Origin of the sequence: Halorubrum sp. Atlit-26R (assembly GCF_003666015.1) — an archaeon.
In the GTDB taxonomy this organism is placed as follows: domain Archaea; phylum Halobacteriota; class Halobacteria; order Halobacteriales; family Haloferacaceae; genus Halorubrum.
Genome location: NZ_QPLT01000007.1, coordinates 159,701 through 173,585, shown reverse-complemented (window position 1 = coordinate 173,585; position 13,885 = coordinate 159,701). Strand labels below are relative to the sequence as shown.

Annotated in this window: 12 protein-coding genes; 6 read left to right on the top strand and 6 right to left on the bottom strand. The window is 68.9% G+C overall.

The features are described 5' to 3' along the window. Positions 1-28: 28 nt before the first annotated feature. From DVK07_RS09950 to aspS, 3 genes are all read right to left on the bottom strand, one after another. The gene (locus DVK07_RS09950) at positions 29-778 is read right to left on the bottom strand and encodes a DUF4382 domain-containing protein (RefSeq protein ID WP_121596906.1); all 750 of its coding nucleotides are present in this window, start codon (positions 776-778) and stop codon (positions 29-31) included. Further along, positions 741-1,040, bottom strand: a complete 300-nt coding sequence (locus DVK07_RS09945; RefSeq protein ID WP_121596905.1) for a hypothetical protein — start codon at positions 1,038-1,040, stop codon at positions 741-743. The genes DVK07_RS09950 and DVK07_RS09945 overlap by 38 nt, the downstream gene beginning before the upstream one ends. 262 nt (positions 1,041-1,302) lie before the next feature. Beyond that, on the bottom strand, positions 1,303-2,607 hold the full coding sequence (aspS, locus tag DVK07_RS09940; RefSeq protein ID WP_121596904.1) for an aspartate--tRNA(Asn) ligase: 1,305 nt from the start codon (positions 2,605-2,607) through the stop codon (positions 1,303-1,305). Between the two features lie 546 nt (positions 2,608-3,153). Here aspS and DVK07_RS09935 point away from each other — a divergent pair. Continuing rightward, on the top strand, positions 3,154-3,486 hold the full coding sequence (locus DVK07_RS09935) for a hypothetical protein (RefSeq protein ID WP_121596903.1): 333 nt from the start codon (positions 3,154-3,156) through the stop codon (positions 3,484-3,486). Positions 3,487-3,513: 27 nt separating this feature from the next. On the opposite strand, the gene larC is transcribed toward DVK07_RS09935, so the two are convergent. Both larC and DVK07_RS09925 read right to left on the bottom strand, forming a co-directional pair. Further along, the gene (gene larC / locus DVK07_RS09930; RefSeq protein WP_121596902.1) at positions 3,514-4,899 is read right to left on the bottom strand and encodes a nickel pincer cofactor biosynthesis protein LarC; all 1,386 of its coding nucleotides are present in this window, start codon (positions 4,897-4,899) and stop codon (positions 3,514-3,516) included. Positions 4,900-5,367: 468 nt separating this feature from the next. Then, positions 5,368-5,556 carry a hypothetical protein gene (locus tag DVK07_RS09925; protein WP_121596901.1) on the bottom strand — a complete coding sequence of 63 codons (189 nt, stop codon included), beginning with the start codon at positions 5,554-5,556 and terminating at the stop codon, positions 5,368-5,370. Between the two features lie 226 nt (positions 5,557-5,782). On the opposite strand from DVK07_RS09925, the gene DVK07_RS09920 reads away from it, so the two are divergent. The 4 genes from DVK07_RS09920 (at position 5,783) to DVK07_RS09905 (ending at position 9,332) form a co-directional block, all read left to right on the top strand. Beyond that, complete coding sequence (locus tag DVK07_RS09920; protein ID WP_121596900.1) at positions 5,783-8,005, top strand: CDC48 family AAA ATPase; 2,223 nt, start codon at positions 5,783-5,785, stop codon at positions 8,003-8,005. A gap of 61 nt (positions 8,006-8,066) precedes the next feature. Further along, entirely contained in the window at positions 8,067-8,366 is a 300-nt protein-coding gene (locus tag DVK07_RS09915) for a hypothetical protein (RefSeq protein WP_121596899.1), read from the top strand. 67 nt (positions 8,367-8,433) lie between these two features. Then, on the top strand, positions 8,434-8,967 hold the full coding sequence (locus DVK07_RS09910; protein ID WP_121596898.1) for a DUF5815 family protein: 534 nt from the start codon (positions 8,434-8,436) through the stop codon (positions 8,965-8,967). Between the two features lie 140 nt (positions 8,968-9,107). Further along, positions 9,108-9,332 carry a hypothetical protein gene (locus tag DVK07_RS09905; protein ID WP_121596897.1) on the top strand — a complete coding sequence of 75 codons (225 nt, stop codon included), beginning with the start codon at positions 9,108-9,110 and terminating at the stop codon, positions 9,330-9,332. Between the two features lie 79 nt (positions 9,333-9,411). On the opposite strand, the gene DVK07_RS09900 is transcribed toward DVK07_RS09905, so the two are convergent. After that, positions 9,412-10,422 carry a hypothetical protein gene (locus tag DVK07_RS09900; protein WP_121596896.1) on the bottom strand — a complete coding sequence of 337 codons (1,011 nt, stop codon included), beginning with the start codon at positions 10,420-10,422 and terminating at the stop codon, positions 9,412-9,414. A gap of 196 nt (positions 10,423-10,618) precedes the next feature. Here DVK07_RS09900 and carB point away from each other — a divergent pair, with 196 nt between their 5' ends. Next, the gene (carB, locus tag DVK07_RS09895; RefSeq protein ID WP_121596895.1) at positions 10,619-13,846 is read left to right on the top strand and encodes a carbamoyl-phosphate synthase large subunit; all 3,228 of its coding nucleotides are present in this window, start codon (positions 10,619-10,621) and stop codon (positions 13,844-13,846) included. The last annotated feature ends 39 nt before the right edge of the window (positions 13,847-13,885 follow it).

Below are 13,885 nucleotides of genomic sequence, written 5' to 3'. Positions count from 1 at the left end.
AACGGGGGACCGGGGGACTGCGGCGTCGCTACGAGTCGTCGGTCTCGTTGCCGCCGCTCGATCCGTCGCCCGCCGAGCCCGCCGACTCCTCGTACTCCACCTCGATGCCGCTCGGCACCGGTCGGAGGAGGTAGCGGCCGTTCCCGCGCAACACCGGCGCGAAGTCGGCGGTGAAGGTCGTCCGGGCGTTCTCTCGGATCTCGAACGACTCGTTGAACTTCAGCGGCGCGTTGCCCGGGAGGTCGACGGTCGCGTCGCTCCCGTCGGTGAGCGTCCCGTCCGCCGACGACACGTCGAGCTGGAGGTACGGGTACTCCCCCGTCTGGAGCTCTCGCTCGTCGATCAGCTGCGTCTCGCCGTTCTGGAGCTCGACGAGGTCGGCCTCCTGCGCCTCGTCGAACTCGAAGTACTCGCGACCCGCTTCGTCCTCCTCCCCGTCGGTCTCGTTGCCGCCGGAGGTCTCACCGTCGCCGTCGTCCGAATCGTCGCCGTCGTCGGTCTCGCTGCCGTCCGCGTCGTCTCCGTCGTCGTCGGGCTCGGCGCCCTCCGGCCCGAGCCAGAATCCCTCGACGGTGACGACGAGCGACTCGAAGTCGTCGATGTCCGCCGGCTGGTCGGTCACCCGCGTCGCGAGCGTGCCGCTCGCCCGGCCGACGCAGCCGGCGAGGCCGACGGACGCGAGCGCGGCGGCGCCGGTCGCCCGTAGGTAGGTCCGGCGGTCGAGCGCGTGGTCCGTCACGTTACGCACCCCCGTCGGCGTCGGTTCCGTCGTCCGCATCACCCTCGCCGGCCCCGTTCCCGGCGATGTCGCTCACGGTCTCGCCGAGGTCGTCGACCCCGCCGTCGAGGAACTCGTTCACGCTGTCGAGGACCCCGCCGACGAAGTCGGGCACCTGGTCCGGGAGGTCGCTCGGCGGGCCCGCGTCGCCGGAGGCGTTGTCCGGCCCGGGCGTCGCCGCGACGGCACCGGCGGCTGCGCCGGTCCCGATCAGTACAACCGTGGCCAGCGCCACGAGCAGCGCCGTTCGGAGTGCGTTCATTGCGACTCGGGCTCGGGCCCCTATCCCCTTTAATGACGCAAGCCGTTCAGCCGATTTTCGTCCGATTTAATCCGGTTTAATCGTCGGAAGAAGCCCTGATGGCGGTTCCACCTGATACGAGGGAGTGTTTATAAAAGAACACCAGCGCCAACCGAGGAAAATCCGCTCGCGCGGCGAGTCGAACGTCGCTCGCGCGGTCGGCGGGAGAGACGCCGCCACGCCCGCGCCGCGAACCGGAACGAACCGGAACGGATCGCGCCTCCTACGGCTCCAGCCGGTTCGGGTCGCGCGGGAACATGATCGCCTCCTTGATGTTGCTGAGGCCGGCGACCTTCTGGACGAGGCGGTCGATGCCGAGCCCGTAGCCGCCGTGCGGGGGCGTGCCGTAGCTCAGCGCCTCGATGTAGAACTCGAAGTTCGCGGTCTCGACGCCCTCCTCTTCCATCACTTCGACCATGCGCTCGACGTCGTGCTCGCGCTGGCCGCCGGAGGAGAGCTCCTGTCCTTTATAAATGAGGTCGAACTTCCGGGAGGCGATCTCGTCGTCCGGCACGTCCTGCATGTAGTAGAACTTCTCGTCGGGGTAGCCGACGACGAAGAACGCGGGATGCCCCTGCTCCTCGAAGTGCTCGCCGAGCAGCTTCTCCCCTTTCGTGTCGAGGTCGGTCGGGTCGTCCGGGAAGTGGCCGTACTCGGTCTCGAGGATGTCGAGCGCCTCGTCGAAGGTGATCCGCGGGAAGTCGTCTTCGGGCACGTCGAGGTCGACGTCGAGCAGGTCGAGTTCGCGCTCGGCGTTCTCCGCGACCTCGCGGAGCGCGTAGCGCAGCGACTCCTCCTGGACGTCCATCACGTCGTCGTGGTCGTCGATGTACGCCAGCTCCACGTCGAACATCGCGATCTCGGAGACGTGCCGGGAGGTGGCGAAGTCCTCGGCGCGGAACGCGGTACCGGTCTCGTAGACCGCCTCGTAGCCCGAGGCCATCAGCATCTGCTTGTACAGCTGGGGGCTCTGCGAGAGGAACGCGTCCTGGTTGTAGTAGAGGATCGGGAACAGCTCGGCGCCGCCCTCGGCGCCGCCCTTCGAGATCAGCGGCGTCTTGATGTCGACGTACCCTTCGTCTTCGAACCACTCCTCCATCGCGGTGATGAGCTCGGATCGGAGGGTGAACACCGCGAGCGTCTCCGGCTTCCGGAGGTCGAGCGCGCGGTTGTCGAGCCGGGTCGAGAGGTCGACCTCGATGTCCTTCGAGATCTCCAGCGGGAGCGGGGAGTCGGCCTCGTCGATGACCTCGTACTCGGTGGGGGAGATCTCGACGCCGCCGGGCGCCTGGTCGCTCTCCAGCGGCTCGCCGACGACGCGGACCACGTCCTCGGCGCCGACGTCCTGGACGGCCTCGAACAGCTCCGGCTCGCGCTCCTCCTTGAAGACGATCTGGATGAGTCCCTCGCGGTCGCGCACGATGAGGAAGACGAGGCCTCCCAGGTCGCGGATCTCGTGGACGTGGCCGGCGATGGCGACCTCGTCCGCGTCCGGTTCGACGTCCGACGTGTGAATGCGCTCGATCATGACGGTGACTGCTTACGCGCAACTGGTCGGGCGTTCGGCATAGGCCTGTCGTCTCGGCGTCGACGGAACGGCTCGCCCGCGGCCGCTCCGGCGGATTCTCGGCGGCTCTCGGCTCGCGCACACCGTGTCATGTGGTCGCATAACTAACATAATTTTAATACAAAACCGGCATATCGAGTGAACAACGGCGCACCCCGCGCCGCGGATCCCGACCATGACCCGCTCCACCCTCTCGACGCTCGTGCGGTCCGCGAGCGTCGCGTTCCTCGGGTGGACCGGGACCGGCTACGGGATTCCGAACCTACGGTCCGTCCGCCCGACCGCGTGACGCGCGTCGGCTGGGGAGGTTTCCCCGCGGGACGGACCATTTCCCGTTCTCTCCAGCCGCCGCTGTCCGTCGCGCGCGTCGAGTCGGACGACCGTCACCCTCGCGAGCGCCGCCGGCGACGAGGTCGTCGGCGGGGCGTTCGAGGAGGCGGACCGGTCGTTCCCGGGTTCGACCGGGAGCCGACCGTCCGCGCCGCGTTCGACTCGCGGCGAGGGCGTATGGCGGCAGCCATCCACACGCCGTCGGTCGAGGCTACGGTGACCGTCCGCGTCTCGCAGGCGGCCGCCGGCGACCTCGCCGCCGGCGCCAGAGCACAGATCGAACGAATCGACGGCCTCAGCGTCGAGGAGCTGGAGATCGCCGGCCTCCGGCCCGGCCTCAACGACACCACGGTCGAGGCGGTCGCCACCCTCGCGGTCGACGAGGGGGCGGCGCCCGACGGCGAGTTCGACGCCGCGGCGGAGTTCGTCGCGGACCGCGTCCGGGAGCGCCTCGCCGACGGGTTCGGCGTCGACCCCGAGCGCGTCGAGCGCGTCGACCCGCCCGACTGACGGGGCGGTCGCGGAGGCTGGTCCCGGCTATTCCTCGGCGAGCCGCTCCCGCACCTCGGCTTCGGCCCGTCGGAGCACCTCTCGGATCGGGAGGCCCGTCGCCTCGGCGACAGCGGCCGCGTCGTCGTACTCCCCGCTGACGTCGTAGGTCTCCCCGTCGGTCGTCGAGGCGACCTTCACGGCCACCTCGTAGGCCGTGCCGTCGATCCGCAGCGTCGCCGTCTCGAACTCGCGCTCGGCGATCCAGCGGTGGCTCGCCCCCGACTGTCGCACGCCGAGCGTGCCCGTCTCCCGGGCGAGTCGCTCCGCGACCGCCTCGGCGTCCGCCGGCTTACAGATCACCTTGACGAGGTGACCGGGTCGGGACTTCTTCATCGTCGTCGGAACGATCGTCACGTCTCGCGCTCCGGCGCGTTTGAGCGTCTCCTGAAGCCCGCCGAGGACCTCCGGCGCGGCGTCGTCGAGGTTCGTTTCCAAGACGGCGATGTCGTCGCGGACGAGCGCGCCGTCGGAGGCGCCCGCGCGAGCGCGGTCCGCGTGCGCGTCGTGTCCCCCGTCGCCGACGAGCGTGCGGAGGACGTTCGGGTGCGCCTCGAAGTCGGCGTCGCCGGCGCCGTATCCCGCGTGCTCGACGGCGAGGTCCGGGACTGCGTCGACGCCCTCGGCGACCGCGCCGAGGATCGCGGCGCCCGTGGGCGTGAGCAGTTCGCGGTCGATCGGCCCGCCGACGATCCGGAAGTCGGCCCGGGTCGCGATCTCGGTCGTCGCCGGAGCCGGGACCGGGTACGTCCCGTGGCTCATCTCGACGGTCCCGCCGCCGGCGGCGACCGGCGTCGTGACCACGCGCTCGGGGTCGAGATCGTTCAGTAGCAGCGCCGCGCCGACCACGTCGGCTATCGCGTCGTCAGCGCCCACCTCGTGGAAGTGGGTCTCGTCGAGGTCGGTGCCGTGGACCGACGCCTCCGCGCGGCCGAGCAGTTCGAAGGCGTCGAGCGCGGTCGACTCGACTCCGTCGGGGAGGTCCATCGACTCGACGAGGTCGGCCACCTCGCGGTAGGAGCGGTGGACGCCGGCGCCCTCGGCCGGTTCGGCGGCACCGGAGGCGTCCGATTCGTGCGGGTGTTCGTGACTGTGGTCGTGGTCGTGACTGTGATCGTGGTCGTGACTGTGATCGTGGTCGTGGCCGTGAACGCGGTCCGCGTCAGCCTCGACCGCATCGTCGTCACCATCGACGAGTACGTCCACGGTCGTCGCTCGGATCCCGTTCTTCTCCGTCTCGCCGATCTCGTACCGAACCGGAAGCGCGTCGCTCACGGGGGCGAGGACGTCGGAGTCGGCGCCGGCCGCGATCAGCGCGGCGCAGATCATGTCGCCGGCCGCGCCGGTCCGACCGTCGAAGACGAGCGTTCGCATGGTGCGTCCGAGGCGACTGGCGGACAAATACCTCGGGATTGACGCCGCCGAATCGGTCGGATATCCATTTATAAGTGTCCGGCGAGTGGCCGTTTATTACTTATAAATAGATAACGACGCTACGCTGAACACCGCCGAAATCCCAGCCGCTCGTTTATAAGTAGCTGACCGCGGATCGACGGCGAACATCTCCAAAGCCCCAGCCGCGAGGACTCGATGCGCTCGCTGCGGTCCTCAGTCGCTCGTTTCACTCGCTCCCTGCGGTCCTTGCGTCGCGCGTCTTCGTCCTCGCGGCTGCCCCTTTGAGTCCCGCCCCGCACAGCACCGCAACCGCACCTCACGCCTCCCCAGCCTCGTCAGTCGCCGTCGCTTCGCTCCGGCGACTGACTCCCTCGCGCGTGCTCCTCGCGGCCTCCGCTTCGCTCCGGCCGCTCGCAGGCACGCGCCACCGCAAGTCGTCGTTGCTATTTATAAATCGCCGCCGGTCGCGAACAGGTACAGCTCGCCGACGACCACGAACGCGACGGCCGCAAGCGCGACAGCGAGGAAACCGGCGATATCGAGGGCGTACAGTGCGGTGCCGACGAGGGCGCCGACGACGAGGAAGGCGAGCCGCGAGAGGAGTGATCGCATCGGGTCGGAGAGGGAGTCGAACACGACCGAACGTGACCCCGAGCGGGCAAAAAACGTCCGTCGCGGCCGGCCGCGGATCCACGGCGAAAACGCACGCTTACGACGGGGTTTTAAGAGCGGACTCCGTACCGTGCTATATGATAACACAACGTTCCGCGGGCGCCAGTCGCTCGGGACGGACCGGCGGCGGTACGGGCAACAGGCTTATTCCCGGACCGGGTCCAGATACGACCATCCCCCGCGAGGAACCATGAACGAAGTCCAACTCGAAGTGGCGAAGGCGTACCCGAACGACTCGGGGCGCGGCATCGCCCGACTCGACCCCGACACCCTGCTACACCTGAAGCTCTCGCCCGGCGACATCATCGAGATAGAGGGCGCGGAGACGACCGCCGCGAAGGTCTGGCGCGCCGACCGCCAGGACTGGAACACCGACACCGTCCGCGTGGACGGCTTCACCCGCCAGAACGCCGACGTGGGCATCGGCGAGCGCGTCACCATCCGGAAGGCCGAGGCCGAGAAGGCCGACAAGCTCGTCTTGGCCCCGCCCGAGGAGGCGTCGGTCCAGTTCGGCTCCGACGCCGCCGGCATGGTGAAACGCCAGATCCTCAAGCGGCCGGTCGTCGAGCGTGACATCGTCCCCGTGATGTCCTCGACGAACCACCCGTTCATGCGGTCGCCCGGGCAGGCGATCCCGCTGATCGCGGTCGAGACGGAGCCCGACGGCGTCTGTCTCATCACCGAGGACACGGAGGTCGAACTGCGCGAGGAGCCGATCTCCGGGTTCGAGAAGACCGGCGGCGGAATCACGTACGAGGACATCGGCGGCCTCCAGTCGGAGATCCAGCGCGTCCGCGAGATGGTCGAGCTGCCGATGAAACACCCGCAGATCTTCTCGAAGCTCGGGATCGAGCCGCCGCAGGGCGTCCTGCTCCACGGCCCGCCGGGCACGGGGAAGACCCTGCTCGCGAAGGCCGTCGCCAACGAGACGTCGGCCTCGTTCTTCTCTATCGCCGGCCCCGAGATCATCTCGAAGTACTACGGCGAGTCCGAACAGCAGCTCAGGGAGATATTCGAGGACGCCAAAGAGGAGTCGCCCTCGATCATCTTCATCGACGAGCTCGACTCGATCGCACCCAAACGCGAGGACGTCACCGGCGAGGTCGAGCGCCGCGTCGTCGCCCAGCTGCTGACGATGATGGACGGGCTGGAGACGCGCGGACAGGTGATCGTCATCGGGGCGACGAACCGCGTCGACAGCGTCGACCCCGCGCTCCGCCGCCCCGGGCGGTTCGACCGCGAGATCGAGATCGGCGTCCCCGACGAGGTGGGCCGGAAGGAGATACTCCAGATCCACACCCGCGGGATGCCGCTCTCGGACGACGTGAGCCTCGATCACCTCGCGGACGAGACGCACGGCTTCGTCGGCGCCGACATCGAGAGCCTCACGAAGGAGGCCGCGATGAAGGCGCTGCGGCGCTACCTCCCCGAGATAGACCTCGACGAGGAGGAGGTGCCCCCGAGCCTCATCGACCGGATGATCGTCAAGCGCGACGACTTCTCGGGCGCCCTCAACGAGGTGGAGCCGTCGGCGATGCGGGAGGTGCTCGTCGAGCTCCCCAAAATCTCGTGGGACAACGTCGGCGGGCTGGAGGACGCCAAACAGCAGGTCCAGGAGTCGGTGGAGTGGCCGCTCACCTCGCCGGAGAAGTTCGACCGGATGGGCGTCGACGCGCCGAAGGGCGTGCTGCTGTACGGCCCGCCCGGCACCGGGAAGACCCTGATGGCGAAGGCTGTCGCCAACGAGACGAACGCGAACTTCATCTCGGTGCGGGGACCGCAGCTGCTCTCGAAGTGGGTCGGCGAGTCGGAGAAGGCGATCAGACAGACCTTCCGGAAGGCCCGGCAGGTGAGCCCGACGATCATCTTCTTCGACGAGCTCGACAGCCTCGCGCCCTCTCGGGGGCAGGAGATGGGGAACAACGTCTCCGAGCGCGTCGTCAACCAGCTCCTGACCGAGCTCGACGGCCTCGAAGACATGGGCGACGTGATGGTCATCGGCGCGACCAACCGGCCGGACATGATCGACCCGGCGCTGCTGCGCTCGGGGCGGTTCGACCGGCTCGTGATGATCGGCCAGCCCGACCAGGAGGGCCGCGAGCAGATCCTCGACATCCACACCGAGAACACGCCGCTCGCGCCCGACGTGAGCCTCCGGGAGGTCGCGGAGATCACCGACGGCTACGTCGGCTCCGACTTGGAGGGGATCGCCCGCGAGGCCGCCATCGAGGCGCTCCGCGACGACGACGACGCCGAGGAGGTGGAGATGAAGCACTTCCGGCGCGCGATGGAGTCGGTGCGCCCGACGATCAACGACGACATCCTCGCGTACTACGAGGACGTGAGAGAGCAGTTCAAGGGCGGCGGCGGCGAGTCGCTCCGCGACACCGGCGGCCGGATCGGCTTCCAGTAGCGCCGCCGACCCGGCTTTCCTGCGGGGACGTTTTTTGGATCTCGCGCGCGTAGCGGGCGCCATGTCCGACGAGGTGACCGTCGACGTGGAGGTCGAAGTGGAGGTCGACCGGGACGAATTAGAGATCGAACGCGAGGACGCCGAGGTCCTCGAAGCGACGTACGAGGCGAACGGGATCGAGATCGAAGTCGAAGCGGAGGTTGAGACGCACGGCGGGAGCGACGAGCCCGAGGAAGTCGGCCAAACGGACGACGCGGACGACGCGGACGACGCGGACGACGCGAACGGAGCGGACGGCCGTGACGAGAGCAGCGCCGAAGGAAGTCACGACGAGAGCGACGCCGAAGAGAACCGCGAGTGAGCCGGTCACGGCCCGCGTGACGAGGCGGTTCCGCTCCTTTTAACCTCGACAGCGACCAAACGGAGGTATGTCTCAGCCCCGCGTCCCCGGCGGCGACGAGAACGCGCTGGAGCTACCCTGCGGGGAGACGGTCGGCGTCGGCGAACTGGACCTCGGGATGCGCGAGTACGAGTGCGCCTGCGGCGAGACCCACGCGGTCGTGATGGACGTCCACCCCCCCGAGCGGTTCCTCCCGGACTTCCTCGTCGAGGTCCTCCGCGAGGCGATCGACACGACCAGCGAGGAGATGCCGGAGTTCGACACGCCGCACCTGCTCGGCGTCGTCTTAGAGGAGTTCCCGGAGGCGGTCGTTTCCCACGACGCCAGCGAGAACGCCGACGTGGGGTACGCGATGGTCTGGGTGACCGAGTTCGACTCCCGCCGGCTCCACGAGATCGTCGTCGAGCTCGTCGTCGAGCTGATGGAACACGCCGTGAGCCACGCGGACGACGACGAGGCGCTGTCGGCGTTCGAGCGGGAGATGGTCGAGTTCGACGTGAGCGAGTTCGTCGAGCAGTACCGGGCGGAGCGCGACCTCGAGGCCGAGGACCCGTACGCCTGAGTTCGGGACGGAACCCTCCGCCGACGTTTCTCGGGAGCCGCCAAAACGCCGAATAACGGCCGTCTCACGCCTCCTGTCAGACAATCGTCCGACTTCTGTCTCACTGAACCCTATATGTTCGGAGACCGTACGTAAGACGCATGAGCGCCGGCGAATACGACCGGTTCGACCGGATCCGCGGCGTGCTCGCCGAGGCCGACGAGCCGCTGACGGCGCGGGAGATCCTCGCACTCGTCGAGGAGTGCGACGACTGCGAGGCGATCGACAGCCCGCACCGGATCGCCACCGTGTTGGGGCGGCGGGCCGAGCGCGGCGAGGTCGAGGTCATCGCGGGCCAGCCGTACCGGTACCGGCTCGAGACCTGAGGGCGGCTCGGCGTCCGAGACGCCTCCGCCCGCGTCGAGGGGGCGGTGTGCGGTCGGCCGGCGACGGTCCGCGAGCCTCCTACGGCGTTACGATCAGATCGAACCGATAGACGCCGTCTCGGTACTCGACGACGACGTTCCGGAAGTCGACCCGCTCGTCGTAGCCCTCGATCGGTTCGAGGTCGCCGGCGATGCCGAGCGCGCCGAGAGCCTCGTCGAGCTTCTCGGACGGGGGCGCGCCCTCCTCGTAGCGGCGCGGCTCCTCGGCGATGGCGTCGTCTAACACGCCGGCGGCCGAGTCCGAGAGTCCGACCTCGCTCAGGTCGCGTTCGACGATCGCGTCCCGCGCGTACGACGTGAACTCGCTCCGGGAGTCGCTGATCTCGGTGGTCGCGTACGTCCACTCCGGAACGTCGACGGTCCGCCGCTCCGTGACGGCTCGGAAGAATTCGTCGCTGTACTCCACGAACTCGAACGGCGGCGACGGGACGAGCGCGCTGGCGTCGGCGTCGAGCCCGTGGTGGAACTCGACGGTCTGGAGCTCGTCGAACTGGGGGTCGCCGAGGAAGCCGTCGTTGCCCGCGTACACGGCGTCGAGCGCGGCGTCGAACACGCGCTCGTCCTGCTCGGAGAGGTCGAAGGGCGGTTCCGCGACCGCCGCGCCGTCGGGCGGCGTCTCGTCGGTCCGGTCAAGCGCGAAGTGCCACCGATCGCGTTCGAGGACGCGCTCCTCCACGATCCGGACCTCGTAGAAGATCCCGTCGCGTTCGAGGAACGTCGGTCGCGGGCGGGTCTCGGTTCCCCACTCGTCGGGGCCGACGAGGGGCCACTGCTCGACGGTCACTTCTCCGGTCTCGAACAGCTCGGAGAGGGACGCGGTCTTGGCCTCGGTCGCAAAATCGACGCGGGTCGTGGCGTCGATGACCGTTGGGTCGGGCCACAGGTAGGGTCGGCCGATCGACGACAGGTCCAGTTCGTCGGCGATGAGCGCGTACGAATCGAGGTCGCCGGGGCTCAGGCACCCGGCCGTCGCGGCGGTCGCGCCGGCGGCGCCGAGCAGTCGGAGGGCACGGCGGCGGGAACAGCGCATGTCGGTCCCGGATTTCTGACATATCGATAAATCCCTTGTGGTGGGCCTCTCAGCTCACCGATACGGAGCGGCGGGAGAATCATGTGGTGTCGTACCGACCACCGTGGCATGTCGTGTCTTGCGAAAATCGCAAACTCGCTGCGAGATTCGTACTCTACCGCCGGCCTTATTACGATGAGCGTATTTCGTCCGCGTAATGAGCGAGGACCGGACGATTCTACTTATCGGCAGCGGACCGATTCAGATCGGACAGGCGGCCGAGTTCGACTACTCCGGCGCGCAGGCGTGTCGCGCCCTCCAGGAGGAGGGCGCTCGCGTCGTCTTGGTGAACTCGAACCCCGCGACGATCATGACCGACCCCGAGACGGCCGACCGGGTGTACATCGAGCCGATCACGCCCGAGGCCATCGCGGAGGTCATCCGCATCGAGGAGCCGGACGGCGTCATCGCGGGGCTCGGCGGCCAGACCGGGCTCAACGTCACCGCCGAGCTCGCCGAGGAGGGGATCTTAGAGGAGCACGACGTCGAGGTGATGGGGACGCCGCTCGACACCATCTACGCGACGGAGGACCGCGACCTGTTCCGCCAGCGGATGGAGGGCCTCGGCCAGCCGGTGCCGAAGTCGACCACCATCTCCCTCGACGACGACGAGTCGGTCACCGACTTCGACGAGGAGTACTTCCGCGAGCGCGTTCAGGACGCGGTCGACGCGGTCGGCGGGCTCCCGGTCATCGCGCGCACGACCTACACCCTCGGCGGCTCCGGCTCGGGCGTCGTCGACGACTTCGAGGAGCTCGTCGAGCGCGTCCGCAAGGGGCTCCGCCTCTCGCGCAACAGCGAGGTGCTGATCACCGAGTCCATCTCGGGCTGGGTCGAGCTGGAGTACGAGGTGATGCGGGACGCCGACGACTCCTGTATCATCATCTGCAACATGGAAAACATCGACCCGATGGGGATCCACACCGGCGAGTCGACGGTCGTCACTCCCTCGCAGGTGATCCCCGACGACGGCCACCAAGAGATGCGCGACGCGGCGCTCGAAGTCATTCGGGACCTCGGCATCCAGGGCGGCTGTAACATCCAGTTCGCGTGGCACGACGACGGCACGCCGGGCGGCGAGTACCGCGTCGTCGAGGTGAACCCGCGCGTCTCCCGCTCCTCCGCGCTCGCGTCGAAGGCGACCGGCTACCCGATCGCCCGCGTCACGGCGAAGGTCGCGCTCGGCAAGCGGCTCCACGAGATCGACAACGAGATCACCGGCGAGACGACCGCCGCCTTCGAGCCCGCCATCGACTACGTGGTGACGAAGGTGCCGCGCTGGCCCATCGACAAGTTCGACGACGTGGACTTCGAGCTCGGCACGGCGATGAAGTCCACCGGCGAGGCGATGTCGATCGGCCGGACGTTCGAGGAGAGCATGGTGAAGGCGCTGCGCTCCTCCGAGTACGACCCCGCCGTCGACTTCGACGAGGTCGGCGACGACGAGCTCGAGTCCGAGTACCTCGAACGCCCGAGCCCGGACCGCCCGTACGCGATGTTCGAGGCGTTCGACCGCGGCTACTCCGTCGACGACGTGATCGACCTCACCGGCATCCACCGCTGGTACGTCGAGCGCTTCGAGAAGGTCGCCGACGGTACCGCCGCGGCCGCCGAGGGCGACTTCACCGAGGCCGCGATGGTCGGCCGCACAGACGCGGAGATCGCCTCGGTCGCGGCCGCCGGCGGCGTCGACGCCGACGTCGGCGAAATCGAGGCGAGCGTCCCCGACCGCACGTACAAGCAGGTCGACACCTGCGCGGGCGAGTTCGAGGCGTCCACGCCCTACTACTACTCCGCGCGGCTGCCGGAGTTCCTCCAGGGCGCCGACACCGCGGGCGCGGCGAACGAGGTCCGCGTCGACCCCGACGTCGAGAGCGTCGTGGTCGTCGGCGGCGGCCCGATCCGCATCGGGCAGGGCGTCGAGTTCGACTACTGCGCGGTCCACGCGGTGCGCGCGCTCCGCGAGCTGGGCATCGACGCGCACGTGATCAACAACAACCCGGAGACGGTGTCGACGGACTACGACACCTCCGACGGACTCTTCTTCGAGCCCATCTCCGCGGAGGAGGTCGCCGACGTGATCGAGACGACCGGCGCCGACGGCGTGATGGTCCAGTTCGGCGGGCAGACCTCCGTCAACGTGGGCGAACCGCTCGCCGAGGAGATCGAGCGCCGCGGGCTGGACTGCGAGATTCTGGGCACGAGCGTCGAGGCGATGGACCTCGCGGAGGACCGCGACCGCTTCAACGTCCTGATGGACGAGATGGGCGTCGCCCAGCCCGAGGGCGGCACCGCGACGAGCGAGGCCGAGGCGCTCGAACTCGCCCACGAGATCGGCTACCCGGTCCTCGTGCGCCCCTCCTACGTGCTCGGCGGCCGCGCGATGCGGGTCGTCGAGGACGACGCGGAGCTCGAGGAGTACATCGAGGAGGCGGTCCGCGTCTCGCCGGACAAGCCCATCCTCGTCGACCAGTTCCTCGACGACGCGGTCGAGCTGGACGTCGACGCCGTCGCCGACGGGGAGGACGTCCTCCTCGGCGGCGTGATGGAACACGTCGAGAGCGCGGGCGTCCACTCGGGCGACTCCGCGTGCATGATCCCGCCGCGCTCGCTCGGCGACGAGACGCTCGGCCGGGTCCGCGAGGTCACCGAGGACATCGCCCGCGCGCTCGACACGGTCGGCCTGCTCAACGTCCAGCTCGCGGTGACGGACGTCGAGAGCGACGCCGACAGCGAGGTGTACGTGTTGGAGGCGAACCCGCGCTCCTCGCGCACCGTCCCGTTCGTCTCGAAGGCGACGGGCGTCCCCATCGCGAAGCTCGCGGCGAAGGTGATGACGGACGACCTGACGCTCGCCGACCTCGACGTCGACGAGCAGATCCCCGAACACCGCTCCGTGAAGGAGGTCGTCCTGCCGTTCGACCGCCTGCCGGGCTCGGACCCGCGGCTCGGTCCCGAGATGAAGTCGACCGGTGAGGTGATGGGCACGGCGACCTCCTTCGGCAAGGCGTACGACAAGGCGCAGGACTCCACCGGGAAGCCGATCCCGGAGTCCGGTACCGCCGTCGTCGACCTCTCGGCCGAGGAGTTCCCGGACCCGGGAACAGAGGCCGGCGAGGCGCTCGTCGACGGGTACGCCGAGCACTTCGAGCTGAGCGAGGCGACGGACCTCATCGAGGCGGCGCGGCGCGGCGAGCTCGACCTCATCGTCTCGCGCCAGCGCGACCTGCTGGAGGTCGCCGTCGAGGAGGAGATCACCTACTTCTCGACGCACGCGTCGGCGAAAGCGGCGCTCGAAGCCCTCGACCGCGCGGGCGACGACCTCGACGTGATGGCGGTCTCGGACCGCCCGAAGCGCGTCGAGAAGTGGGGCGCCGCGGAGTAGGCGGACCGAGCCCGAGCGCGGCCGCCTTCCGCGGTCTGT

Coding starts and splice junctions, on each gene's coding strand:
- DVK07_RS09950 (WP_121596906.1), bottom strand. CDS start 778: ATGCGGACGACGGAACCGACGCCGACGGGGGTGCGTAACGTGACGGAC.
- DVK07_RS09945 (WP_121596905.1), bottom strand. CDS start 1,040: ATGAACGCACTCCGAACGGCGCTGCTCGTGGCGCTGGCCACGGTTGTA.
- aspS (WP_121596904.1), bottom strand. CDS start 2,607: ATGATCGAGCGCATTCACACGTCGGACGTCGAACCGGACGCGGACGAG.
- DVK07_RS09935 (WP_121596903.1), top strand. CDS start 3,154: ATGGCGGCAGCCATCCACACGCCGTCGGTCGAGGCTACGGTGACCGTC.
- larC (WP_121596902.1), bottom strand. CDS start 4,899: ATGCGAACGCTCGTCTTCGACGGTCGGACCGGCGCGGCCGGCGACATG.
- DVK07_RS09920 (WP_121596900.1), top strand. CDS start 5,783: ATGAACGAAGTCCAACTCGAAGTGGCGAAGGCGTACCCGAACGACTCG.
- DVK07_RS09915 (WP_121596899.1), top strand. CDS start 8,067: ATGTCCGACGAGGTGACCGTCGACGTGGAGGTCGAAGTGGAGGTCGAC.
- DVK07_RS09910 (WP_121596898.1), top strand. CDS start 8,434: ATGTCTCAGCCCCGCGTCCCCGGCGGCGACGAGAACGCGCTGGAGCTA.
- DVK07_RS09905 (WP_121596897.1), top strand. CDS start 9,108: ATGAGCGCCGGCGAATACGACCGGTTCGACCGGATCCGCGGCGTGCTC.
- DVK07_RS09900 (WP_121596896.1), bottom strand. CDS start 10,422: ATGCGCTGTTCCCGCCGCCGTGCCCTCCGACTGCTCGGCGCCGCCGGC.
- carB (WP_121596895.1), top strand. CDS start 10,619: ATGAGCGAGGACCGGACGATTCTACTTATCGGCAGCGGACCGATTCAG.